Source organism: Priestia sp. MDV22-iso46 (assembly GCF_058629175.1).
In genome coordinates, this window is record NZ_JBZVWT010000001.1 from 1,126,499 (window position 1) to 1,150,950 (window position 24,452).

Genomic DNA, 24,452 nt, shown 5'->3' on the forward strand with positions numbered 1-24,452 from the left:
CCCTCCTTTAATCATGATAAGAATTGCGTACACGTGGATCGATCACGGCATACAGCAAATCAACAACTAAATTGATGACCACATAAGCAACCGTAATTAAAAGTACGGCTCCTTGAATAAGCGCGTAATCTCGGCGTTCAATTGATGAAACAATCAGCTGACCTAGCCCTGGAATGTTAAATAATGATTCTGTTACCGCCGCTCCGGTCACAAGCCCCGCAAATGATTCTCCGATAACTGTTAAAATCGGTAAAAAACTCACGCGCAGCGTATGCTTAAGCATAATTGTGCGTTCATTTAATCCTTTTGCTTTTGCCGTTTTAACAAAGTTCTCAGAAATGGTATCGAGCAAAGATGAACGCGTCATACGCGTAATTAATGCAGCTTGAATCGCTCCAAGTGTAATCGTTGGTAAAACTAAGTACTTTAAATACTCAAATAATCCAGCATTTAACGGAGCGTATCCTGAAACAGGAAAAATTCGAAGCTGTACCGCAAAAAGCAAAATAAGGAATGAACCGAGAAGAAAGCTAGGAATGGAAATACCTAAAAGGCTGGCTCCCATAATGCTTTCATCACGAATCGTTCCTTTATGTTTAGCTGCATATATACCAAATAGTAAAGCAAAGGCCACACCAAAAATTTGCGCGAGTATAGCTAGAGAAACCGTAGGACCTACATTATCCCAAATTGCCCCGAGCACAGGTTTATTTAAAAAGTAGGAATAGCCAAAATCTCCGTGAAAAATGTTAGATAGCCAGATAAAGTATTGACTTACCACAGGCTCATCCAATCCCATTTCTTTGCTCAGCGCTGCAATTTGTTCCGGACTTGCGCCTTGTCCTAAAATGATTGCTGCGGGACTCCCAGGCGTTAAGCGCGTAATTAAGAACACAACAATAGATACAATGAATAAAACAGGAATTAGTGCAAAAAGTCTCTTAAGTGTATAAGCTCCCATCGTAAACTCCTTTCTAAAACAGAGAGCATAAGCCCTCTGTTTATTAGAATAATAAGATATTATTTTGTTAAACTCATATTGTAGAAAATTGGACCTAAATTATACTCATAGCCTTTTGCATTGTTAGAAACGGCATTGATGTTCACTTTATGACCAATAAGCGTGAACGGAAGCTCGTCCCATACGTATTGCTGAATGGCATCAATGTCACCGCGAGCTTCTTTAACAGAAGGAGCAGCTTTAATTTTGTTTAAGTAGTCCATTGATTTTTCAACTGATGTACCTTTTGTAGTCCAGAATCCTTGGAAGATGGTAGAACGAGCATTCCAGTCAACAGGATAGATGTCCCATTGGTTTGTATCACTCATTTTATCGCTGAATGTCGCCCAGTCGTATACTTCTAATTTTACATTCATACCAATGTCTTTTAACTCTTGTTGAACCACAACAGCTGTATTGTATTGATCTTGGTAATCACGAGACGCCATTAAGCGAATTTCTTCTCCGTTATAACCAGATTTCTTCAAATATTCTTTTGCTTTTTTCTTATCATGCTGGTTATATTCTTCTTTTCCAGCTGTACTGTAGTAATTTGGATACTCTTTGTTCACAATGGATGAAGAAAGCTTGTAATAATCCGAGCTTCCGTAAGAACTGTCTAAGATATCTTTTGAGTTAAGAGCTGCGTTAACTGCTTTTCGTGCATTGATGTCTTTAAAGACGCCTTTATCTGCGTTGTAGAAAAGTCCCATAAATCCGCCTGGTGATGTTTCTACTTTTGCATTTTGGCTGCCTTCAACTTGTTTGGCATTATCGCTCGATACAGATAGCGCAACGTCAAATTGTCCGGTTGTAATACCAGAAATCCTAGTTGACTCATCGCTTACGAAACTAATCTTAATTTCATCGACGTGAGGAGTTTTCTTAACTTCGCGGCCTTTCGAAGAATAATCTTTAAATTTCTCTAATAAAAGATATTGATTTTTCTTCCATTCTTTTACTTTATATGGACCTGTTCCTATGTAGTCTTTAATCCCTTCATCAGATGCATTGTCAACCACTTCTTTTGGTAAAATAGCTGCTGCGGGGATTGGATCAGCTAATAAAGATAGCGTGTTAACGTTTGGTGATGGTAAATGAAGCTCCACCGTATCATCATTGGTTTTTGTCATTTCAGCACCAGAGAAGTTTGTTTTCCCAAGGGATGATAGCTTAATCCAGCGGTTAATAGAAGCGACAACGTCATCTGCAGTCATTTCTTTACCGTTATGAAATTTAACCCCTTTTCTTAAATGGAACGTGTATGTTTTTTTATCATCGCTAATATCTACTTTAGACGCTAAGTCAGGCTTAGGATTTCCTTTGTCGTCTAAAATCATCAACCCTTCATAGATACTGCGCGTTGCGTCTTTCACGTCGGAGTCCCCAGTGATTTGAGCATCCAGCGTTGCTGGCTCACTTTGAGACGCGACGTTTAGCGTTCCGCCTTCTTTTCCTTCTTTTTCACTTGAAGTATTTTTACTTGCGTTACCACTGCACCCTGCTACCATGAGGACAATGGTTAAAAGAGAAATGAAAAGTAAATAAGTCCTTTTCACTAAAATCACTCCTATTTCCTTGTATAAAATTTTAATCCGACTATAATAAGAAGAATAGTAGGAATGTGAACAATTGTAGCACTACCTTCTACCTTTGGCAATTAGTATTTTTAACATACAGAGGCTATCATACCATTTTCTATTAAATAAATATGGTATATATGTATAATAGTTGAACAAAAGAACCATTTATTTCTTATAAAGCAAGAGATTGAACACACTTTATCCACGCAGGAAAAAGAAAAAACATCTCAAGAAATGGTAATTTAACAAAAAAGGAGAAAACAACAGTGGGATTTTTAATTGGTATATCAGGAAGCATTATTGTGGATCAAGGAGGACGCTTTCCAGGCTATAAGCGAGCGTATGTGAATAACGACTATATCGAATCAACAGCGCTCAGCGGCGGAGTTCCTTTTATCTTGCCAGTGCTAAAAGACGAAGAAATGATTAAAGCGCAGGCAGAAAGTATAGACGGGTTGATTTTATCAGGTGGACAAGACGTTAATCCCCTTTTATACGGAGAAGAACCGACAACCAAAACGGGTTCACCTTTTTTAGCACGAGATCAGTCTGAACAGCTATTGTTAAAGCATGTGATTAATCAAGGAAAGCCGGTATTAGCAATTTGCCGCGGCTTACAAATTTTAAACGTTGCTTACGGAGGCACTCTTTATCAAGACATGTCAGACATTAAAGAGTCATTTATCAAACATGATCAATACAACAATACAAGCGACCCTTCTCATTCCATCATGATTAAAGACGGAACACAGCTACATAGTCTTTATGGTAATCAAGCTCTTATTAATTCATTTCACCACCAAGCTATTAAAGACGTAGCGCCAGGTTTTGAAGTTTCTGCATGGGCAAAAGATGGAGTCATTGAAGCCATTGAAAAACAGGGAGAACAATTTGTAGTCGGCGTCCAGTGGCATCCAGAAATGATGGCAAAAGAACATACTTCAATGCTAAACTTGTTTAAACTGTTTATGGAGCATGTGCAGCAGTCGGCTGTAAAAAAAGTCGGCATTTGACGTTTCAATCTACTGTGTCCCCAATACAAAAAGGCAGGCCGTTATAATGGCCTGCCTTTTTGTATTACCTGAAGATACGCATAGGAATCTAGACAAATTTTCATCTATTAATTAGGTAAAAAGAAGAAAAACAGCACAAGCATCTTTAGCTTTTACAATATTTCAATATACCCTTCTGTTCCATGTACGCGAATTCGCTGTCCGTCTTTTATCAGCCGAGTAGCATTCTCTACTCCGACAACCGCTGGCAATCCGTATTCACGTGCAATGACTGCTCCATGAGTCATCAGTCCGCCAACTTCCGTAACAAGCCCCTTTATCCCTACAAATAACGGGGTCCAGCTGGGGTCAGTAAAGGAAGTGACTAATATATCTCCCTCTGATAGATTAGCATTTTCCATGTTTAAAATGACGCGCGCTCGCCCTTCTATCACTCCTGAAGAAACCGGTAAACCTACAATTGCTTGGGAAGGAAGATTTTCTCGTTTGTACGCACCTGTAACAATTTCGCCATGAGACGTGATGACACGCGGAGGTGTTAGCTTTGTGTATAATCGGTATTCTTCTTTTCGCTTGGTGATAATTTGATCATTCACTTTATGTGTGTACACGACTTCTTGAAGTTCTTCAAACGTCAGATAGTATATATCTTCTGTTTCATCAATAACACCGGCTTTTACAAGCTGAGCGGCTTCTTTCAGCAGAGCCTGCTTATAAACAAAATAGCGATTAATCATGCCGTATTTGGGATATTCACGATAACCGATAAAATTTCGGATGAGATTAATCTTTTCTTTTGTTTCTTTTGCTTTTTGTTCACCATCCGGCAATTGCTTCAAGCGGTTTAGTAGCTCTTGCTCTTTTTTCAAGGCTTCCTGCAGGCCTTTTTCAAATTTTTGCTTGCTAGCGTTAGCCTCAAAGTTTTTAATATTACCAAGAATCACGGGGATAAGTGCAGCCGGCTTTTCGCTCCAGCGAGTTTTCGTAATATCGATTTCGCCGGGGCATCGCATTCCGTATTTGCTGAGATAATCATAGATAGCGTCTTGAGTTTTCTCTCCGCCTTCAAACTTAACCAGTTTCTCCAAAAAGTTATCATCTTTTCCATGTTTTAAATAATGAATTACTTCTGGATAAGGACGAATCACATCTGCGACATCCAATAGCGCCAGACCCATTTCTGAAGTAATATTGTGTGGTACAGATTGAGAAAGCACGTCTGCTGCGTTTTTTTCACCTAGCCACGTCTCCATTTTTTCATTGATCCATGATGAAGCATCCATAGCGGCCATAAACACAGCTGAACTTTGTGGGTCAAATAAAATCTTCTTTAATGTCCCGATATCTTCTGAAATAAAATCGACTAATTCCGACCCTGATTTCGTTTGGATGGTTTGCTTTAGCTCTTCTATTGATGCTTGATTCTTCTTGATCAAGTCAGAAACGATGGTCGAGTCGTTTTCGATTTGTGCCTTAGGCTTCGTAGGCGGCACGCTTTTATTGCTTTTACCGGAACTTTGATCATTTGGTAAAGGTTTTATAAAGTCTCCTCGCTCTATTATGCTTATAAGTGCATCTTTCATGAGCGGATCATGTTGTGCCATGGCACCTAACATCATTTTTCTGCTGTCAGGTGAAGCTAGCATAGGGGTGACATCAACAAACAGCCTTCCACCGGCTGTACGCATCGGTGCATTAGTCGTTAACAGAAAAAAAGACAATCCCAGTGGTTTCATGGCATCGGTCATCATTTGTTGATGTCCAACAGATACATAAACACGATTTTCCTGATCATGTGCTTCAGGAATTGGATATAAAGTAGTAATTGGACGACTTTGGACAATGTAAAATGTATCATCGGCCAAGCACCATTCAATATCTTGAGGACAATCAAAATAAGCTTCAAGCTGTCTTCCAACGCGTTCTAGCTGTAAAATTTGAAAGTCAGTGAGCGCTTGCGTTTTTTGCAGATCGAAATGAACTTCCTTCGTTTCTGTTCCGCCTTCTTTTAATCCGTAGATAGCTACCTTTTTAGCTGCTATTTTTTTATCGCCGATTTCTCCTTCTTGTACTTTATAGCAATCGGCAGAGACCAAACCTGACACTAGCGCTTCTCCAAGTCCAAATCCCGCATCGATTGATAACAGCTTTCGGTTAGAAGTAATTGGGTCAGCGGTAAATAAAATACCTGAAGCCTGTGGAAAAACCATTCGTTGAACAATAACCGATACGTGCACTTGACTATGGTCAAATCCATTTTTAATACGGTAGGTTACCGCGCGATTTGTAAACAGGGAAGCCCAGCATTTGCTAATGTGCTCAAGGATGGCTTCTTTGCCTCTGATGTTTAAATAGGTGTCATGCTGACCAGCAAAAGAAGCATGTGGCAGATCTTCAGCAGTCGCACTTGAACGAATTGCATAAGCATGCTCTTCCCCAAACTGAGAGAGAGAATGAATAACTGCTTTTACAACGTCAGAAGGAATTTTTATTTCCAGAATGATTTGGCGAATTTTTTCGCTAATTTCACCAATTTGATCTCGGTCATCAGCTTTTAGCATTGTCAGCTGGTTCAGTAACGCTTGAAACGTTTCATTATGTTCAAGGGCTTTTTGATACCCGGCCGCTGTCACACAAAATCCGTCCGGCACTTGTATTCCTTGAATTTTTGATAACGCCCCTAAATTCAAGGCTTTTCCTCCAACAAGTGAAAGCTGTGTATCTTTTATTTCTTGAAAGCTAAGAACTAAAGAGTTCATTCAACATCTCTCCTAACCGGTAATGTTTTATTGATTTTACCAGCAGTAAATGAGAATAAACAGTCTATATTGACGTTTTTTTATGTGATATAATTAAAGTAGGAAGAGAAATACATACCTTTTTGTTTGCGGTTACATATTTAAAAGTTGTATAATTAACTTATCTAATTGATTCGTATCCTTTTTAAAGCAGGTAAGTACACGTTTGAAGTATTTGTTGATCTTCCTCATTTAGCACTTTCTTTTTAGCGGATAAAATTTCAGCAACTCTCCTCATTTTAACCCTTCTTTCATTTGGTCACCTGAAGAGTCTAGCTCATTAGATGACTAACTCTCTTTTTTTGAACTATTCCGAAACCATAGTATTACGAATGTATCTCTTTGCTCGTTTTCTAGCAAGTGTATAAATAATTACCTGCAGAACAAGTGCCGCAAGGCTTATCAGTACTACTTGTTCGACAGAATTAAAGGGCGAAAAATATTTCTCCCATTTAGAATCAGGAAGCCTTAATGCGTTATAAAAATATGAAGTACTAAAAGAAATTATATTTCCTAAAATAAGTGATAAATCCGCTCTAATAAGCCCACTTAGATAAGACAGTGCTACTGTAACTATGGCCATGATTATATAGTTTACCTTTGAATCATCCTCAAAATCTTTTCGCATAGATAAATAAACGTATGGAATGCAATAAATGGTAAAAATTATAAAAGGAAGTATTCTTCTCATATAGTAATCTCTCCAATATTTGGGATTCGACATAGTTTTCTATTATTATAAATTACCGAAGAGAATTTTTTCCAGTTTTTTGTACGCAGAGAGTGTAGAAATACTTATATGTATCATGATCGTTTTTAGAATCATTCCTTAAGGCAAAGTAAAAAAGCACGCTTATGAGTGCTTTTTTACAGCATATTTATTTAAACAGGATGTGTGTTTTAATCGAACATTTTCTGTTTACTGGTAACAATTACTTCTTTATTTTTCTCCTAAAATGGCTACAGGGCTAAACACCTCGTAATGAATACGTTCGTTTGGTATATCCCATCTACGTAATGCTTTAAGAATAGCTTCCATAAACGGAATCGATCCACAGAAATAAAAGACAGCTTCTTTTGAAGGAACAACGGATTGTAACAATTCTAAATCAATATAACCCTCTTTATCAAAATCAGTGCCAAGTCGATCCCCTTCATTAGGCGAACTATAACAGATGAAGGAGGTAACATTTTCGTTATTTCTATTTAGTTGAGCCACATGTTCTTTAAAAGCATGCGTTTTACCATTAATACTTGCATGAAGAAAGGTAACCTTACATGTAGGTTGTTTTTCTACAATGGTATTCAGCATACTAAGCAAAGGTGTAATACCTATACCTCCACTAATTAGCACAACGGGAAGTTCACTGTGATCAAGTACAAAATCTCCAGCAGGAGCTGAGAACTTAAGAGTATCTCCTGTCTGAACTTGTTTATGTAAATAGTTTGACACGATTCCTGCTGGCGCACCGTCATGCGCATCTTCTCGTTTTACACTGATTCGATAATAATCCTTTCCAGGGGCTTCAGAAAGACTATAGTGACGAATATGCGTGTATTTCTCTCCCGGAACAACTTCCCGTACTTAGGCTATTTAGCAGTTACCTTCAGTTGCAGAATTCTTTAGCTTAATTTATAAGCTGATTAGAAAGATATACGGGCAATTATAACGAATCAGCGAAAGCATCTAATAAGTCTTCACCTTTAGTTTCTGAATAGCTTTTAATACATCTTCTCTATTCTTAGCAAACTTCATCCACTTTGGCAGTCGACTCTCGACACTTAAATAATAGGGATGTGATTCCCTGAGTTCAGCTTCTATATAGCTTTCGATATAATTTAAATGTTCCAGGTTTAATGTCCATAAGGTGTTTCCACTACATTCAATTTGTAAATAGAGCGGAAGTTGAAAATACCAGTCGCAGGGATTTCCAATTAAAATTACTTCATAATCAGCTTTAGGTTCATACGATACTCTTGCTTGTCCGTAACCGTTTGCTTTTATAACTTTGTCTTTTGTGGTTCCGCAAGTAGTACAAACAAACCTTCTTCTGACGTTAGCGACGTAGGGACTCGAATCATCTAAAGCTATGACTTTTGCACAAGAGGCGCAATGTGGACAAACGACTAGAAATTCATATCCTAACCCTATAAGTGTTTTATTTTTATTTAGAAATGTTTTTTTAAAGACGTTTTCTCCCTTGAATTTATTAATTCATATTATCGAAGCGATGGAACTACAACATTGATTTCAGTTTTAATTTTACATTAATCGCCAGAGGCAAATACTAATTTATTTAGCTTTAGTGCCTCTAAGCAAAGGCCCTTTAATGCTTCAGCAAATGTTTTCGTCTTCAGATCTATCTCCGTTGGTTGTCTACAGATAGTCTGTAATGCTTCACATACCTTGATTAATTGATTTATTTCTTGTACAGAAAACAACTTGTCACCATATTGATCTAATCCTGTCAATAATTCAAACGAATCTTTGAATTCTCTTGTTAACAGGTAGTCGTGTACTCTTTCCTCAAATTTTACACATTTAGTAGAAAAAGCTGCTTCTTTCTTATTATCGGCAATATAGAAATCAATTCCTACCATCAGTCCCTTCCTTCCTCTACACTCTTTCTAAGTTTAATAGGTACTAAAAAAGAGGACAGCTAGGTATATACTAAACTACTATCTGTCCTCTTCTGGCCGTACTTTTATCCAAATCTTTTAACGAAGCAATAATTAAGTAACATCTTCTACAAACTCTTTTAGAGAATCATACATTTCTAAAGCGTCCCATTCCCCCATTCCGTGTTCAGCTGTGAAAACTGGGTAATTTTCATTCGCTATATTGATAAAGAGCGGGTCACCGCCTATTTCTTCATCATAACCTATGACAAACCAGTTTTCTTGCCAATCTTCTTCTTGATTTCCTATAAGGGAATTTGCTTCTAAATCTTCTCTGTAGCCTAATTGTCCATCTACAAACTCGCTTTTAAGGTAGATATAATAAGGAGTAGAAAGAGTTTCTCCCACTTCATCTTCAAATTCTACTTTCACTGACGTACCTGGAAGTTCTTTAAGAATTTTATAGATTTTCTCTATATCGGGTTTTATCATTTGCTTCTCCCCTTTAATGATCTGTATGACTTAACGTGGCTGTTACCCATTCTTCTAAGCTGTCTGCTATTACTTCACGCTGTTCCCAATCGTGCCAAAAGGTGATAATTTGGCCAACTTTCCCTCCTTCATCAGGATCCAAGTCTATACAAATATCATCTCCTCCCCCATTCGTGGCAATCGAAATCCAACATGGGTTCCACCAAAACTCTTTTTTTACTGGCCCAATAGGTTCAATTTCTGGAAAATCTTCAAATTCTCCTCCGTCTAAAAGCTCTTTTAATGTTTGCCACGTATACAGAATCTCCTCTAAAGGTAATAGAGTATAATTTTCAATAACTGCTATATATTCATCACGCTGTCCATTATGTATCATTAACCAGTCTTTAAGGTTTTTGGGAAATGTTAGTCCCATCTTTTGTTCAACCGCTGCAATTTCTGATTCACCAGCTGCTTCGTTAAGTGTTCCTACTGCTTTTGGTCGATTTGTCTTCAACCACTGTTCAAACTCATTCCAAACCTGCTTCATATTAGGAGCCTCCTTATATAACGTCATTAAATGAATCTATGAAAAATGATTAGATACTTTTTAAACTTATACTAATTATGTATGGAAATCTTATGTAAATAAACTGTTTTATTATTTTCTACTACATGAAACGAACATCAATTAGCTCGCTTAACCTCATTTTGTTCGTTTGCTTACATCCTTCATCTATAAATACAAATAAATCTCCAAGGGAATCTACAAATTGAATAACTCCTGTTTCCGTTATACATTGCCCGTGGTTGTAATACGTAAGGTATAATTTTTTATGTGTATGAAGAGCTTCGATCAAGGTAAAATTAATTTGTTCCATTTGATCTTCTGTTAAAAAAGGTTGAGGTATTTCTGATTGCTTTTTTATAACTTCTTGTAATCCTCTGTATTGCTCTGGCATAGTGGCGAATGGTCGCCATTTTTTCATTCCTCTGTTTTGCATATCATCTTCCTCCTTTATGCTTTATGACCTCCTAAAAGGCCGTTTCGATAACGAGCTGTTGAATGCTCGAGATGGCTTGAAGCTCGCAAAACACTATTCTTCCCATAACGCATCCGTATTTCATCAATCGTTTTAGCAAGTGCATAGGCTCTTTCGCGCTGGTCAACATCTTCAAATAAACTCATTTGCTCCTCTTCTTGAATAAGGGTGTTCGATAATGAAATCCCAATAGAACGAATTGGCATTCCGCTATCAAACGTATGTAAAATCGTTAAACAATAAGGGAAAATATCTTGACTTAAATTCGAAGCTCTTCCCATTTTCTTTTGCCTTGAGAAGCCCCCACCTGTTTGTTTGCTATATCCAATGGATAAATGGATAGTTTGTGCCAGGACTTGATGCATACGTAAACGAAAGCAAACATCGTCTAACAGCTCTAATAGCAGCAATTCCACTTCTTTTCGATTTGTATAGTCTTGAAACAGAATTTGACTCTTCCCGAATGATCTAGAGCTCGGAATATACACGTTAGAAATGCGACTAAAATCAATTCCGTTTGCATGTTGGTGGAGTTCTTCTCCCAAGATGCCAAACTCTTTTTGTAACATCTCTTTTGAAGAAAGAGCGAGTTCTTTGATGGAGTGAACGCCCAAACGATTTAAGCGCCTTTCCGTAGCGGATGAGATTCCCCAGAAATCCTTCATTGGGTGAATCGACCATAATTTAAAAGGAATATCTTCGTATCGCCAATAAGCTACCCCTGTTGGGCTATTCTTGGCCTCATGATCTAAGCTCACCTTAGCCAGTAAGAGATTCGGACCTATGCCTGCAGTAGCTGTCAGCCGTGTTTTACGATAAATCTCGTTAATGATTTTATGGGCTAATTCTTCTGGTGTACGAGCGAATAAATGCAAAGAAGCTGTAGCATCAATAAATAACTCATCAATGCTATACGCATGAAAATCCTCAGGAGCCACATACTGTAATACCAAACTAGAAACATAGTTCGAAGCCTTGACATACCTTTCCATGGATGGGTTTACGACGTGGATATCTTTCCTTCTAGGAATGTCGAAAAGACGGCTGCCTGTTTTGATTCCTTCTTTCTTTAATAAGGGTGTGGCAGCTAACACAACTGATCCCGACCGCTTTGTATCTCCTACAACTGCCAACTTTGTTTTTAATGGATCTAGCCTACGTATCACGCATGAAACAGAAGCAAAGAATGCTTTCATATCAATACAAATAATGACTCTGTTTGGTAGATATTCATAATCCATTGGAATAACTCCTCAAATAAAGAACGTTTGTTCTCTATTATATACGAACAAACGTTCTTTATTCAATAAAAACTCTAAATTTTTCCCGATTATTGTTACTCTAATAAGAGAAAAGAACATCGCATATAAATCGGAAGAATGGAGGGGTGACCTATGAATAGAAAAATGCCTAATTATATTATCTTTTTATCATGGTTTTTGTTTTTAGTTCTTTTATGGATTATCTTCTCATTTTTTAAAGGTGAAAATGGACAGTGGTGGTCTATGTATCGTTTAAATATAAAGAAATATGGTCCTTGGGCTTTAGAGGTTTCTTACATAAAAATTAGTATTGCTGCTGTTATCTGCTTAGTAATAGCTTATATGGGGAGTTTTGGCTTCAAAAGAAAAAGATAAGGTTAAATAAAGTGCTTTTAAGGTAATATATATCATTCAATTTAATCGTAATAAGCAATAAAGATAAAAAGACCTTAATTAATTTGTTAATAAGGTCTTTTCAGTATATATAAAATTTATGACATATTTTAAAAAAGAAAAAATGGTCATTATTACTTATCCTTTGACTGCTTGAGTGGAGTACCATAAGATAATGATTCAAAGGAAACAGAAACATTTTTGATTCTAGACAGTAATTTTACATTAGAAAAGTACTTTGTTTAGAGATAAGCTGTTGATTGTCAAATCACTAGCTCAGGAGATAAAAGTAAGCGTTCTTTATAAGACTTAGAACGCTCCATTTCTTGAAGTAATAAATCAACTACTTTTTCCTTTTAGATGTTTAGCTCATATTAAAAAGTTTTATAAGTTTCGTAGTACTATATTTACAAACTTTCTTGACTTAATTGCATATCATTCAATCAAATTAATTAAAAGGATAATATACGCGATTTGAATATGATTTATAATTTTTTAAAAATAATACCGTTATTAACCTACTTAACGTACGCATTTTGAATAAAAATCTGGGTTTTTAATATTATTTTTATTTTAATAATGGATAATGAACGGAAAATTGATAATTTTTTAAATTTTATCAAAAAAGTTTATTTTTTATATTGAAATATGTAATTTGACTGTTTATAATACAAAAAAGATAAGTTATTTGTAATTTAATTTGTCTGAAAATTTAATTTTTTGTGAAGAATATTATTAATGGGGGTTTCACCTTGTCAAACAAAGTACCGTTTTCTTTTATAGTAATCATTGGTTTAATGTTATTTGCATTATTTTTTGGAGCTGGAAATTTAATATTCCCTGCTATGCTTGGCCAGTCAGCGGGAGCAAATATCTGGTCAGCAAATGCGGGTTTTTTAGTTACTGGAGTAGGCTTGCCTTTACTTGGTGTACTAGCTTTTGGATTCTCCGGAAAGGAAGATTTACAATCATTAGCAAGTCGCGTACATCCTATCTTTGGTTTAGTATTTACAACTGTTCTTTATCTAGCTATTGGACCTTTATTTGCTATCCCACGAACAGGTAACGTCTCTTTTGAAATCGGACTTAAACCTTTCATTTCTGAAAGCTCTAGTTCTATAGCTTTACTCGTATTTACTATTATATTTTTCAGTATTACATGCTTTTTTTCTCTCAATCCTGCGAAAATTGTCGATATTGTTGGAAAATTCTTAACGCCAATTAAATTAACATTCATTGGAATTTTAGTTCTAGTTGCTTTTATTCATCCTATTGGAAAATTTCAAGCACCCACAGAAAAATATGTAACAAACTCTTTTTTTAATGGGTTCCAAGAAGGATATCTCACAATGGATACTCTTGCATCTTTCGTTTTCGGAATCATTATTATCAATGCAATTAAAGAGAAAGGCGCTAAAACAAAGAAGCAAATTATAACTGTTTGCCTAAAAGCTACGGGAATTGCTGCTATTATTCTTGCAACTATCTATTCTGCCCTTTCATACATGGGCGCTTCAAGTGTAGAAAAGCTTGGGCATTTAGATAATGGTGGTACGGTGTTAGCGAAAGTTTCTGATTATTATTTTGGAGAATATGGAGGATTACTATTAGGCTTAATGATCACAGTAGCTTGTCTGACAACTAGCGTAGGGCTTATTACTTCATGCTCTTCTTATTTCCATAAATTATTACCTTCTATTTCTTATAAGAAAATTGCGATTAGCTTATCCGTGTTTAGCGCAATCATCGCAAATGTTGGATTAAATCATTTAATTTCTTTTTCAGTACCTGTTTTAACAGTTCTCTATCCATTAGCAATTGTTCTAATCTTTTTGACTTTCCTTCATTCTTTATTTAAAGGATGTGCTGAGGTATACCAAGGTAGCCTATTCTTAACATTTGTTGTAAGCCTGGTAGATGGATTAAATGATTTTGGCTTACACATCCCTGGTATTGACCAATTATTTACTTACTATCTTCCTCTTTACCATATTGGATTAGGTTGGATATTCCCTGCAATTATTGGAGGTCTTGCAGGTTATGGAGTTAACTTGTTTAAAAATAAAGAGCAATTTACTTCTAAATCAACAAGGTTAAATAAATAAATTTACTTTAATTCTCTGGATAAATTAAAGCATTTAGATGAACACTTTGAAGCCTACTTTTATTACTATTTGGTACTTAGTATAAAATGAAGCTTCAATTAACTTCTAAATAAGGAATATAACTATGGAGAAAACGTCACAAAATTATAGTTGTATGGATTCGTTAGTATTTAGATAAGATTAAAGAAAATTTAATCGAAGAAGATGAATCACTTAAAAATTCTCTTAAATAATAAAGCAAATGTAAAAAGAGTCTTTTACTATATGAAGTAAAAGACTCTTTTTACGCGTTGCTTTTATTATATATGTTTTTGATAAAATATTATTAGATTTCTGCTTTTAGACATAAACAAGCTTCTATATCCCCCTTTTTTGTAAAGATCAATCAAATCTCTTAAGGATCTTAGCTTTTTGAAATTAATTATAAATTAATCTAAGAATGATTCAGTCATTTATTTAAAAGCTCTTATTACATATTTAGGCAAGTTCTCTTACCATTTTTATACTTATTTTAAACTTATATCTATATCATTCTAAAAAAATGTTCGTAAAAGTGTAGAGTTTTCAAAAGACGTTCGTAATTCGTTTTTTAATTTAAACGAACGATGGAAATGATAGATTTTCTATATAATAGAAAAGTCCGTAAAGGTATACTTTTACGGACAAGATATTTAAATCTATTATAAAATGTTAAAGTAATTATTATCCTTAACAAAATAAAAAGCCACCCAGTATTTGCAGGACAGGTGGCTTTTTACTATAAAATGCATGTGCAGACACATAGTAACATATTTTCCCTATAAATACTGTATTTTAAAGGACAAGCATTTGTATAAAAGGTCAAGCTATATCATTTTGTTTGCGATATAGATGTATTTAATAACTAATTAATTTATAAATAATTTAGCACCTATGTAGTGTTTTTGCCAATAAGGATTATTAAAATGAGCAACCCCTACACCTGAATCGCCAGAATGAATCATTAAATTGTTACCAATATAAACTGCACTGTGGGAAGCTCCTTTTACATTATAGGTTTCTTCAAAAAATACTACATCTCCAACCTGCGGTGAACTTACATGCACACCATTATTTTTCCACATTTCTCTATGAGTTTAATCCAAACACAGGACCCTTTACTTCTACTGTTTTATAGTTTGGCACATTTTCTGTTGTAACAATAATCATTAACCATTTCTCCTTTTATTTATGATATTAACAAGATATTTAAAATGAAAGAGTTACATAGCAACCCTCAATTATTGTTTATTTGTATGTGTTTTTCACTCCCCCTCTATTGTACAGTTTTTTATATATTGCCGATTCACATGTGCTTTCAAGGTGTGTAGATTTCATCTCTTTGCACAAAATTGGCCTTCTTATACAAGGTCTAACTTATTTATTCTACTTCTAAATTAAAGACATTCACTAACTGAAACATTTACTAACCTAATTTTTTTGTGTTAAAATAGATTTATGCAAAAGTCCAACGTTGCATAACACATAAGAATATACATCTTAACCTTTTTCTAAGAAAAGTCCTATTGTCAGTGTTCAAAACTGCTTTGGGGCTTTTCTTTTCTATAAAATCATTAGTCTTCATTTGTTTTTTATGCTTTTTAAAAATTTCAGTATTAAAACCAAACAAAATTTGACAAAACAAAAACCTTAATCCTATTCTATACTTAATAATAAACTCAAGGAGTTATAACATAAATGGATACCATGCAACGTTTTGTAGAGTTAGTTTTAAAGTTTGAACAATCCTTAAATAGAAAGCTAACTAATCAAGAAAAGGAATTTCTAATGTGGGTTGTAAAAAAGGAAAAACAGATAGAAGCGTAATCTGAATTAATTACTCCTATCTGTTTTAGGAACGAAGGGTAGCCCCCTTCTTTTCAATTCTTCTTCCAGAATAAGAATGAAATCTTTATCTAGCTTTAATTCAATTGCTTTAAAGTACGATGCTAACCATGTTTGATCATTTAATTTCTCCATACTTCTCCTCACTTGTTTTTTTAAGCAACATCTTTAAATATATAACAAGTTGAATTTGATGTTAAGTATTTAAAAAATATCTATATCTTGTTTTTGGCTTATATAGTTTGCAGAACCCTAGCAAAAACGAGCTCTTGTCTTCAAGAGCTCACTCACCTTTACGCAGTTATCGTTTATGCACCATGTTCCCTTTTGATAACTCAACACTTTAGTTAGAATTATAAGTGAGTAAATATAATGAACTTTTAGCTCTTCTCAACTTACTGTTATAGAAACTGATATCTCTATAGAGTTTTCACTTAATATATTGTTTATTTTATCTAGAAAAGAAAAAACACTGTCCCTAAAACCTGTTTAACGATTTGTTGCTCTTCCATCGCCATCATCTTCTGTTAGATTAATCAATATTATCTTTATGATAAATCAAAAGAACCCATAAAAAAAGAAACACCTATGTACTAGATGTTTTCCACCTTTAAACATCATTGCTTACAGTAACTTTCTTCTTTTATTCCGTGTTTGTCAGGATGATTCCTGTAAATAAAGGTATTTCATTCGATGCCTCATCTTTTTCTTAATTCGGCAAAGTGCATTATCTACTGTTTTGTGGGAAAGATCTAGTTTTTTAGAGATTTGCATATATGTTTGTCCATTCATGTATAGGGCAAATACGTTTTGTTCGGTGACTGATAATATTTCTTGCAAGATTTGTTCTCTCTCTCTTTTATTCTCACTTTCTACAGCCGCCTTTTCCGGACATACTGTTTGTGGATGAGGAAGTATCTCCATAAGGGTTATGTCATCTTCTGCTCGTTTTGAATTTCTAGATATGTTTAAAGAAAGAGCATTATTTAAAGGCGAGTGTTTTTGACGATTCCCTGCCTTTATAGCTGTAATAAGTTGACGTGTTATGCATAGCTCCGCAAAGCCTCTAAATGAACTTTTCCCTTCTATTCTAAAATCTCGCGCAGCTTTATATAATCCTAACTTTGCCTCCTGTAAGAGATCTTCTCGATCTCCTCCTAATAAGAAGTATACTTTTACCTTCGAACAGACTAAATACTCATATTTCTTTACTAATAGGTTGAAAGCAACCTCGTCGCCCAGTTGAAACGCTTGAACACTCTCTTCATCACTTAAAACTGTCTTTTCTTCTCTTGGTTTTACGTTGGCTAATATGTTCATTTGCGTTCCTCCTCTTGTCTTATGCTTTCTATGCACTTTATATTATAAAAAAGAGAAGGTATAAAAAATGTCGAAAAAGCAAAGTGTAAAAAGAATATTCAGATAGAAAGAAGAGAGAGATTATACAAAACCTCATATGTGTCTTTATTTTATATATACACTAATAGATGCCAAATTAGTTAACAGAATCAATGTGATTTATGGTATTTACAAGCTTTGTTTACTCTACTGATCCGAGTTCCAATTACGACTGTAGCATCTAGTTCGACACAATGTGTCACTTTGGGATTTAGTCCATTTTGAGCAAGTATCTCAGCCGTTTGAAAGGCCTGTTTATGGCTAGTCTCGACAAGTAAATAACCACGGGGCGCCAGCCATATTAGTGCTTCAGAAGCTACCCGTTTCTGGACATCTAGACCTTCCATCCCTCCATCGAGTGCTACCCTTTTCTCATATTTACGTGCCTCCTGAGGTAACAACTCAATTGAATCCGTAGGCACGTAGGGGGCGTTTGCAACCAAGACATCGACACGGTTATGTAATGCGGATGGAAGGGGATGGTAGAGGTCACCTTCATACACATTCCCCCCAAAGAAAGTAGTATTTTGACGTGCACACTTTACTGAAGTTGGGTCGATGTCGGTTGCATACAGCTCAATGGGGCCTATGACTTTGGCCAGCGCGGCTCCAACTGCACCCGTACCACAACACAAGTCAACTATGATGGATCCTGGAGTAGCAAGAAAAGCTGCCTGTTTAACAAGAAACTCGGTGCGCGGGCGTGGTATAAAGACTCCCTGTTCCACTTCTATTCGAATACCGCAGAAATCTGCCCAACCAATAATATGTTCGAGGGGAAGACCAGTTACTCGCTGTTCCACCATGTCGGTGAGTTTGTCCAATGTCTGAGCCTCTGAAATAAGTAACCGAGCCTCATTCTCTGCAAAAACACAACCGGCAGTTCTAAGCTTCTTTATTATAATTTCCTCTGTTTTCTTGTCTATATAATTATGAATCTGTTTCTCCATTCATTTCACCATTCCAAATATCTTATTGAAGTTATATTCATTGATAACTAGTTCCTTGAAATTTAGAGGAGCCCTTCTTCAAGTGTCCTTTAATTGCATAAGCAAGGTGTATATCATATAGTTAGTTAAGTTAGGTGGGAGGGTATTCTTAAGAGTATCTTCCTACCGTAACTAGTAAAGAGTATCGCGTATAATGGAAGCTGCCGAAACTTAAAAGCCCATATTCTCTTAACTATAAGCCATGAAATCTAGCAATAAAGTTCATTAAATTAAGTTTTTGGCAATGTATGACTAAGCTCTTTACCAATAAGATTGGCTGAAACCGGTTTTTTTCCTATTTCCCTAGCCCATACTGATAATTGTCCAATATGGTGTATCTCGTGAGCAATCATATGACGCATAACTTCTCCCCAAGTATCAGTTACTATACTTCCATCTGGTTGTGGATCATAAAGAATATTATTTTCTTTTTCTACATTCCAAGACCTAACAAATTCTCTTACCTCAAGCTGAAAGTTTGTATCTAGCTGTCGAACTTTTTCTAAGCTTTGATATTCCTCAAAAATCTCTTGGAAATCATCTTTTCCCTGAAGAATACGAACCCAACTCCACTCTACATCAACAATGTGAAAGAGAGTATGTAGTATTCCTCCTACCCCTCCTGTTCGCTTCCTAAGCAATTCCTCTAGTGGAATATTCTCACACCATTGATACCACTCTTCTCTAACCATCCAGTTATAATGGAACATAGTTTGCAAATTAATTCCTCCCTTTATTGTATTTTTTACTTTGACTCTTTTTTAATGAGGTATTAATTAGTTCGACAAATATTTATAGATACCTATTTCATAGGAGTAAGAAAAAGTAATAAGTAAAGTCGTATAGGCTGTTTTGTTCCTAACTGTATTATGTTAACTAAAGATGTATAAGATATGCAGCTTAAAAACAGAAAAACCACTGGCTTATATCAGTGGTTTTCTGCGATGCATGTTGTCAACTCTATAAACCATGAGGATTTCCAAATGGATGCTTCACAGCGTCTTGAGTAGTTTGCTTAAGGTGCATAATAGTATGTATTTTTAATTATAATTATTGAACTTTTTAGTTATTCGTCTTTCTAGATCTTCTAAAGTGTTTCGTAACCAAAGAGTTTGGGCAAATGCTGCTATCATAGATATAAAACCCATAATTAAAACAAAGCTTAGCTTATTATTTATTTTTCGATACATATTAGGTTGAAGCCACCTTTACTGTTTTACATAGTATTCTCCTCCAAATCTTTTTTATTATAAAGATTCCTAGAAAATCCATTATGGTAACTAAACATATATATCATATTCATTAAAAAAATAAATGGTCCACTAATGAATTTATGGGCTATTTACATATGTATTATCCTCTTCAACAAACCGAACAGATTAGTTTAAAAAGCATTTTGTATTAACTAACCATAAATGCATATTTTCTTTCAAAAAAAGAAATTCTAAATAAAAAGAAATAAAAGGAAGTTTAAATATGTCAATGAAAAATAAGTGGTTATTTAATATTGCCATGGTATTATTCTCTTGGGTATCAATATCTTTTTTGGACCGGCGTAGTATAAAAAGATTTTTCCCGGCTTTTATTTTTGTGTTTTTAATAAATTGTATTGATGTTCCTGTTGGAAAGAAATTTAGATGGTGGTCTTTTTATAATAAACCACATTCCTTTATTTATAATGAATTTCCTTTTTTAATAGGTCCAATGCTGGCAGTGGCTTTATGGTCATTAAAATGGACATACGGAAATTTTAAAAAGTTTATTACTCTAAATGCTCTTTTTCAATTATTTTTTGCATTTTTAGCTAAAACTTTATTTGTAAAAATAAAATTATTTAAATTAGTTCGATTTAATGCATTTCAATTCTTTCTTTACTTCTTTTACAAGGCCTTTCTCCTGTATGGATTTCAATACATTTTTGAAAGTAAAAGAAGATGAACATAATCCACTAAAGGTTAGAAATATATATTTATTCTAGTCAAAAAGGGACGAAAAAATTTAGATTCAAAATTAGTTGTAGGACATAAACTATCATATGAATATCAAAAATCTTGTTGAACTAACAAAGGTATTAGTTCAACAAGAATCGCCTATTTAATTTCGGATAACTGTGATTATGCTAACTATCTTTGTATATCAAGTGTAATAGATTTCCTAGAATATATAAGCTCAAATCATGTAAATTTGTAACTTTTATGGGATTTATTCGTATATATTATGGGAGGCGGTATTGTGAGCGTAACAAGTATTAACTGGGGAGATATTGCTTGGCAGATTTTTAACCTGGTAGTTTTATTTGGAATTGGAGTTTTTATTTTTAATTTTATAAAGAAATTAAAGAAGAATTAACAACAGAACCTTCTAGAAATGGTCTAGAAGGTTCTGTTAGTTCCTAGAAGGTACATTATGGTGCGACAAGAAGTCGCTTTCTTACAGTGTAGCTAACGCTACTCATCTAGACGCGAAGATGATCTCCATCCGAAACGGCATTCTTGGTAACGAGTCTGTCGGTTGCATGAGGAAATGTGGAAACAGAGGACAAATGCATGGTCCAGAATACTGCTAGGAGAAGATAGGTATGGTAAACGAAAGTGAAGGTTTGTAAGCTTCGTAAGGGTTAGCTCAAGATAATGCACAGCTTTGCTTGGGTCGTGGCAAGAGGAAAAGTAGAATCATAATGCTGCTCTGATGCGTCCCGCATCTTGCCCGGAGTAAAGAACCTACCTACCCCTATCGCATCTGTAGGAAGTGGAACTTGGTAAGCCCTATGTCATCTGCATAAGCAGTAGGATGACTGTAAAGTCAAACGATGTGGCAGAGGGTATGGGATATGAGAAAAAGCGAAAGCCGTTACCCTGAAAAGGGACAGGAAAGCAGAAACATCGTATAACTGGACGGATACTGTCGTCTCTATTGACAATGACAGGCTCGAAAGAGCGCCCACTTCTCATGGGTCTTCAACACGAAAATAAATTTGTGGCTATCTTCTAACGAAAAGGAGCGTGCTGTTATGAATACCTCTCTACGAGCGTCGGCGCACGTCTCGCATAAAGATTGGTACTCTATTGATTGGAGTATTATACAAAAATATGTAGCGAAGTTACGACAAAGAATTTATCGTGCCGAACAGCAAAATCAACAAAGAAAAGTAAGGAAACTTCAACGTTTACTCCTACGGAGTAAAGCAAATCTACTGCTTTCCATTCGCAGAGTAACACAACAAAATAACGGTAAGCGAACACCTGGTGTAGATGGCTATACGGCTTTAAAACCAAGCGAACGTATCAAACTTTATAAACAAATAGTTAAATGTAATGTCTTTCAACATCGTCCAAAGCCAGCAAAACGAACGTTTATCCCGAAGAAAAATGGAAAAATGAGACCTCTCGGTATCCCCACGATACGAGATCGAGTGTATCAAAACATAGTAAAAAACGCACTCGAACCACAATGGAAGGTCAAGTTTGAACCAACTTCTTACGGTTTTCGTCCTAAACGAAGCACACACGATGCTATAAGTAATCTTTTTAATAAGCTTAACACGAATAGTAAGAAAAAGTGGGTATTTGAGGGAGATTTTTTAGGATGCTTTGACCATCTTAATCATGATTGGATAGTAGAACAAACATCTATGTTTCCAGGAAACACTCTCATCAAAAGATGGCTTAAAATGGGATACATAGAGCAGGATATGCTTCGTACGACAACAGAAGGAACCCCTCAAGGGGGTATTGTGTCTCCCCTTCTAGCTAATATCGCCTTATGCGGTATGGAAGAAGAAATTGGTATTGTTTATAAAAAGATATACAAACCAAACGGAGGATACGCAATCGATCCAAAATGTAAGATAGGACGTGTTCTCTATGCCGATGACTTTGTCATCGTAACGGAAACGAAGGAAAAGGCTGAAAGCATGTATGAGAAACTAACTCCTTACTTACAAAAGCGAGGAATTACACTTAGTAAAGAGAAAACTAGAGTTACACATATTGAGAACGGGTTTGATTTTCTCGGTTTCTCGCTGCGTCAATACAAGACGGAACAAGGCAATAAGCTACTAATCAAACCTAGCAGAGACAGCATTAAAAAAGCAAAAAATAAGATAAAAGATACGTTCGCAGTAATGAGAGGACGACCAATAAAAGAACTAATACGTGTTTTAAATCCAATTATTGGTGGTTACGGACAGTATTAGAAACATGTCGTTTCTAAAAAGACGTTTGGATATATGGATAATTACTTATTCCTCAAAATAACAAAACACCTTAAACGACTACATCCAAAGAAGGCGTGGAAATGGATTATTAAACGTTATTTTAAGAACCCCAACCATGGAGGGAATGATAAATGGACTCTCACATGTCCACTTACTAACATTCAATTGTTAAAGATGTCCTGGATTAAGATAGAACGGCATGCCATGGTAGCCTATAAAAACAGCCCAGATGATCCGAGTCTAAGAGAGTATTGGGAAAAACGAGACCGTAAGGTCTTTAATAATGAAAATACATTGGATAGGATGAAACTCGCAAGAAAACAAGGATATCGTTGTGCATTGTGTAAGCAGACTCTACAAAATGGAGAGAAAGTTACAGTGCGAAACCTAGAGGTTTCTACAGGTGAATTTGCTAAATTAGTACATGTACCATGTATTAAATAAACAAGTTGTTCGGATAAAAAGAAGGCTTGAGCCGTATGACGGGAAATCTGTCACGTACGGTTCTTAGGGGGGCGGGCGCTCGTGAGAGTGCCTGCCTACCCGACTCACCTACCTTTGTATAGCTTATACACCTTAAAAACAGAAAAAACTACCTTATGGATGGAGGTAGTTTTTTCTGTTTCACGACTTTATTCCATGAGACCTTTTGGCATCCTGAGTAGTTTGCTCAAAATATTTGATTTTATTATTTTTCTTTTGCTATTTCTTTTCTGTTAGGAGCAAGTGGTGGTTGTTCTAACCATTTATTCTTCACCATAATATCAAACCATTTTTTTGTTACGATTAGATTTTTGAGAATGATGCCTTCATAAGTTGTTACAAGGTCTGTTCGCATAGCTGATGCTAGACCTGTTCCGTGATACACTTGTGCAGCTTGGAACAAGAAACCAATATGATACATCATTAATTTATCAGAAAATGGAGAGTCTCTTGAAGTTGTAACTTCTGTTTCCCACGACATAGGGACTGGTAAATTGTCGGTATGCATAATTTTTGAAAAAGCTTGTATTTGACCATCAGCCGTTTTTTCCGAGTCCTCTAAAAACTTTCTTACTTCTTTTGATTGAGTGACCTGACTAAATCCAATAGAAAGAGTTTTAGCCATAATACTTTTTTTAAGGTTAAAAGAGATACTTATAATTTCAGGTGCAGATAGACGTCTTCCTTTTCCAAAAAAACCATCCGTGAAGTCTTGGCTTGAAATAAATTCAGGGTTCTCAGTAGGGTAAAAATAAGGGTCTCTCTGAAAATTTCCTTTCTCAAGTAATAATTCAATTGTTTGATGATACATCCTTTTTGCATCATTATCACATGAATCGTAAAAATGCCGTAGGTCTTCTCTGACGGAAACACCTAATGAAGTTGTATGTCCTAACAAACCATACAAAGTCATGATATGCAAGTAATTCAAGCAAAATATATCCGTGAACAATTTCTCAGTACCCTTATTAAGATCAGACTCAGTAAATCCAATTGGAACTGGAAACCCTTCGTTCTCTATAAAAGCTACGATTTGTTTTTTTTGTTTTGCGAAGGTTTTTATAGCATCTTCAAAAGTGGCTTTTATTGACTCATCCTCAATAATAGAGAACATATATCGATTTACTACATCTGTCATTGTTCCGTTTACATACTCTCCCCATAGTGTTCCTATTTCGGAAGATGTGAGTTTTAATTTATCCATACCCATATGATC

General features: G+C 35.4%; 21 protein-coding genes and 1 pseudogene. 6 read left to right on the forward strand and 16 right to left on the reverse strand.

Annotated features, from left to right (window positions below; all coding sequences use genetic code 11):
• Positions 1 to 7: 7 nt before the first annotated feature.
• Positions 8 to 961: an ABC transporter permease gene (locus tag AC4NPH_RS05855; RefSeq protein ID WP_098314589.1), complete on the reverse strand. Its 954-nt coding sequence runs from the start codon at positions 959 to 961 to the stop codon at positions 8 to 10.
• Between the two features lie 59 nt (positions 962 to 1,020).
• Positions 1,021 to 2,559, reverse strand: coding sequence for an ABC transporter substrate-binding protein (locus AC4NPH_RS05860; RefSeq protein ID WP_098278540.1), 1,539 nt, complete (start codon positions 2,557 to 2,559; stop codon positions 1,021 to 1,023).
• A gap of 290 nt (positions 2,560 to 2,849) precedes the next feature.
• Here AC4NPH_RS05860 and AC4NPH_RS05865 point away from each other — a divergent pair, with 290 nt between their 5' ends.
• Entirely contained in the window at positions 2,850 to 3,596 is a 747-nt protein-coding gene (locus tag AC4NPH_RS05865) for a gamma-glutamyl-gamma-aminobutyrate hydrolase family protein (RefSeq protein ID WP_061859771.1), read from the forward strand.
• A gap of 152 nt (positions 3,597 to 3,748) precedes the next feature.
• Here the strand turns inward: AC4NPH_RS05865 and ppsA are convergent, their stop codons facing one another.
• From ppsA to AC4NPH_RS05905, 8 genes are all read right to left on the reverse strand, one after another.
• Positions 3,749 to 6,355 (reverse strand): phosphoenolpyruvate synthase, encoded by a 2,607-nt coding sequence (gene ppsA / locus AC4NPH_RS05870; RefSeq protein WP_098314590.1) that lies wholly within the window; start codon positions 6,353 to 6,355, stop codon positions 3,749 to 3,751.
• Positions 6,356 to 6,701: 346 nt separating this feature from the next.
• Entirely contained in the window at positions 6,702 to 7,085 is a 384-nt protein-coding gene (locus AC4NPH_RS05875) for a hypothetical protein (protein ID WP_055991478.1), read from the reverse strand.
• A gap of 249 nt (positions 7,086 to 7,334) precedes the next feature.
• Entirely contained in the window at positions 7,335 to 7,847 is a 513-nt protein-coding gene (locus AC4NPH_RS05880) for an NO-inducible flavohemoprotein (RefSeq protein ID WP_476643696.1), read from the reverse strand.
• Between the two features lie 815 nt (positions 7,848 to 8,662).
• A complete protein-coding gene (locus AC4NPH_RS05885; protein WP_098314591.1) occupies positions 8,663 to 8,995 on the reverse strand; it encodes a hypothetical protein in 333 nt (110 codons plus the stop codon).
• A 132-nt stretch (positions 8,996 to 9,127) separates the two neighbouring features.
• Positions 9,128 to 9,505 (reverse strand): SMI1/KNR4 family protein, encoded by a 378-nt coding sequence (locus tag AC4NPH_RS05890; RefSeq protein ID WP_098314592.1) that lies wholly within the window; start codon positions 9,503 to 9,505, stop codon positions 9,128 to 9,130.
• 13 nt (positions 9,506 to 9,518) lie between these two features.
• Entirely contained in the window at positions 9,519 to 10,034 is a 516-nt protein-coding gene (locus AC4NPH_RS05895; RefSeq protein ID WP_098196378.1) for an SMI1/KNR4 family protein, read from the reverse strand.
• Positions 10,035 to 10,155: 121 nt separating this feature from the next.
• A complete protein-coding gene (locus tag AC4NPH_RS05900; RefSeq protein ID WP_491938652.1) occupies positions 10,156 to 10,488 on the reverse strand; it encodes a YolD-like family protein in 333 nt (110 codons plus the stop codon).
• A gap of 14 nt (positions 10,489 to 10,502) precedes the next feature.
• A complete protein-coding gene (locus AC4NPH_RS05905) occupies positions 10,503 to 11,768 on the reverse strand; it encodes a Y-family DNA polymerase (RefSeq protein ID WP_098314593.1) in 1,266 nt (421 codons plus the stop codon).
• 153 nt (positions 11,769 to 11,921) lie between these two features.
• On the opposite strand from AC4NPH_RS05905, the gene AC4NPH_RS05910 reads away from it, so the two are divergent.
• Positions 11,922 to 12,164 carry a hypothetical protein gene (locus AC4NPH_RS05910; protein WP_013056539.1) on the forward strand — a complete coding sequence of 81 codons (243 nt, stop codon included), beginning with the start codon at positions 11,922 to 11,924 and terminating at the stop codon, positions 12,162 to 12,164.
• 770 nt (positions 12,165 to 12,934) lie between these two features.
• The gene (gene brnQ / locus AC4NPH_RS05915; RefSeq protein ID WP_029321146.1) at positions 12,935 to 14,287 is read left to right on the forward strand and encodes a branched-chain amino acid transport system II carrier protein; all 1,353 of its coding nucleotides are present in this window, start codon (positions 12,935 to 12,937) and stop codon (positions 14,285 to 14,287) included.
• 887 nt (positions 14,288 to 15,174) lie between these two features.
• Here the strand turns inward: brnQ and AC4NPH_RS05920 are convergent.
• Entirely contained in the window at positions 15,175 to 15,390 is a 216-nt protein-coding gene (locus AC4NPH_RS05920; protein WP_491938653.1) for a C40 family peptidase, read from the reverse strand.
• A gap of 613 nt (positions 15,391 to 16,003) precedes the next feature.
• Here AC4NPH_RS05920 and AC4NPH_RS05925 point away from each other — a divergent pair.
• Positions 16,004 to 16,132, forward strand: a complete 129-nt coding sequence (locus tag AC4NPH_RS05925) for a hypothetical protein (RefSeq protein WP_255286331.1) — start codon at positions 16,004 to 16,006, stop codon at positions 16,130 to 16,132.
• A 6-nt stretch (positions 16,133 to 16,138) separates the two neighbouring features.
• On the opposite strand, the gene AC4NPH_RS05930 is transcribed toward AC4NPH_RS05925, so the two are convergent.
• From AC4NPH_RS05930 to AC4NPH_RS05945, 4 genes are all read right to left on the reverse strand, one after another.
• Positions 16,139 to 16,285 carry a sporulation histidine kinase inhibitor Sda gene (locus AC4NPH_RS05930; RefSeq protein WP_491938654.1) on the reverse strand — a complete coding sequence of 49 codons (147 nt, stop codon included), beginning with the start codon at positions 16,283 to 16,285 and terminating at the stop codon, positions 16,139 to 16,141.
• Between the two features lie 522 nt (positions 16,286 to 16,807).
• Entirely contained in the window at positions 16,808 to 17,470 is a 663-nt protein-coding gene (locus AC4NPH_RS05935) for a sigma-70 family RNA polymerase sigma factor (RefSeq protein ID WP_098196374.1), read from the reverse strand.
• 188 nt (positions 17,471 to 17,658) lie between these two features.
• Entirely contained in the window at positions 17,659 to 18,498 is an 840-nt protein-coding gene (locus AC4NPH_RS05940) for a putative protein N(5)-glutamine methyltransferase (protein WP_371399880.1), read from the reverse strand.
• Between the two features lie 269 nt (positions 18,499 to 18,767).
• Complete coding sequence (locus tag AC4NPH_RS05945) at positions 18,768 to 19,256, reverse strand: DinB family protein (protein ID WP_098196373.1); 489 nt, start codon at positions 19,254 to 19,256, stop codon at positions 18,768 to 18,770.
• A 757-nt stretch (positions 19,257 to 20,013) separates the two neighbouring features.
• Between AC4NPH_RS05945 and AC4NPH_RS05950 the strand changes: the two genes are divergently transcribed.
• On the forward strand, positions 20,014 to 20,475 hold the full coding sequence (locus tag AC4NPH_RS05950) for a hypothetical protein (protein WP_098196372.1): 462 nt from the start codon (positions 20,014 to 20,016) through the stop codon (positions 20,473 to 20,475).
• 1,072 nt (positions 20,476 to 21,547) lie between these two features.
• Positions 21,548 to 23,197: pseudogene (gene ltrA / locus AC4NPH_RS05955) on the forward strand (group II intron reverse transcriptase/maturase).
• A 244-nt stretch (positions 23,198 to 23,441) separates the two neighbouring features.
• Here the strand turns inward: ltrA and AC4NPH_RS05960 are convergent.
• Positions 23,442 to 24,446, reverse strand: coding sequence for a DUF3231 family protein (locus tag AC4NPH_RS05960; protein ID WP_013056520.1), 1,005 nt, complete (start codon positions 24,444 to 24,446; stop codon positions 23,442 to 23,444).
• Positions 24,447 to 24,452 lie beyond the last annotated feature (6 nt).

Excerpts from the sequence above, each read along its gene's own strand:
- AC4NPH_RS05855 (WP_098314589.1), bottom strand. The coding sequence starts at position 961 with ATGGGAGCTTATACACTTAAGAGACTTTTTGCACTAATTCCTGTTTTA.
- ppsA (WP_098314590.1), bottom strand. The coding sequence starts at position 6,355 with ATGAACTCTTTAGTTCTTAGCTTTCAAGAAATAAAAGATACACAGCTT.
- AC4NPH_RS05875 (WP_055991478.1), bottom strand. The coding sequence starts at position 7,085 with ATGAGAAGAATACTTCCTTTTATAATTTTTACCATTTATTGCATTCCA.
- AC4NPH_RS05885 (WP_098314591.1), bottom strand. The coding sequence starts at position 8,995 with ATGGTAGGAATTGATTTCTATATTGCCGATAATAAGAAAGAAGCAGCT.
- AC4NPH_RS05890 (WP_098314592.1), bottom strand. The coding sequence starts at position 9,505 with ATGATAAAACCCGATATAGAGAAAATCTATAAAATTCTTAAAGAACTT.
- AC4NPH_RS05895 (WP_098196378.1), bottom strand. The coding sequence starts at position 10,034 with ATGAAGCAGGTTTGGAATGAGTTTGAACAGTGGTTGAAGACAAATCGA.
- AC4NPH_RS05900 (WP_491938652.1), bottom strand. The coding sequence starts at position 10,488 with ATGCAAAACAGAGGAATGAAAAAATGGCGACCATTCGCCACTATGCCA.
- AC4NPH_RS05905 (WP_098314593.1), bottom strand. The coding sequence starts at position 11,768 with ATGGATTATGAATATCTACCAAACAGAGTCATTATTTGTATTGATATG.
- AC4NPH_RS05910 (WP_013056539.1), top strand. The coding sequence starts at position 11,922 with ATGAATAGAAAAATGCCTAATTATATTATCTTTTTATCATGGTTTTTG.
- AC4NPH_RS05920 (WP_491938653.1), bottom strand. The coding sequence starts at position 15,390 with ATGTGGAAAAATAATGGTGTGCATGTAAGTTCACCGCAGGTTGGAGAT.
- AC4NPH_RS05925 (WP_255286331.1), top strand. The coding sequence starts at position 16,004 with ATGGATACCATGCAACGTTTTGTAGAGTTAGTTTTAAAGTTTGAACAA.
- AC4NPH_RS05930 (WP_491938654.1), bottom strand. The coding sequence starts at position 16,285 with ATGGAGAAATTAAATGATCAAACATGGTTAGCATCGTACTTTAAAGCA.
- AC4NPH_RS05935 (WP_098196374.1), bottom strand. The coding sequence starts at position 17,470 with ATGAACATATTAGCCAACGTAAAACCAAGAGAAGAAAAGACAGTTTTA.
- AC4NPH_RS05940 (WP_371399880.1), bottom strand. The coding sequence starts at position 18,498 with ATGGAGAAACAGATTCATAATTATATAGACAAGAAAACAGAGGAAATT.
- AC4NPH_RS05950 (WP_098196372.1), top strand. The coding sequence starts at position 20,014 with ATGTCAATGAAAAATAAGTGGTTATTTAATATTGCCATGGTATTATTC.
- AC4NPH_RS05960 (WP_013056520.1), bottom strand. The coding sequence starts at position 24,446 with ATGGGTATGGATAAATTAAAACTCACATCTTCCGAAATAGGAACACTA.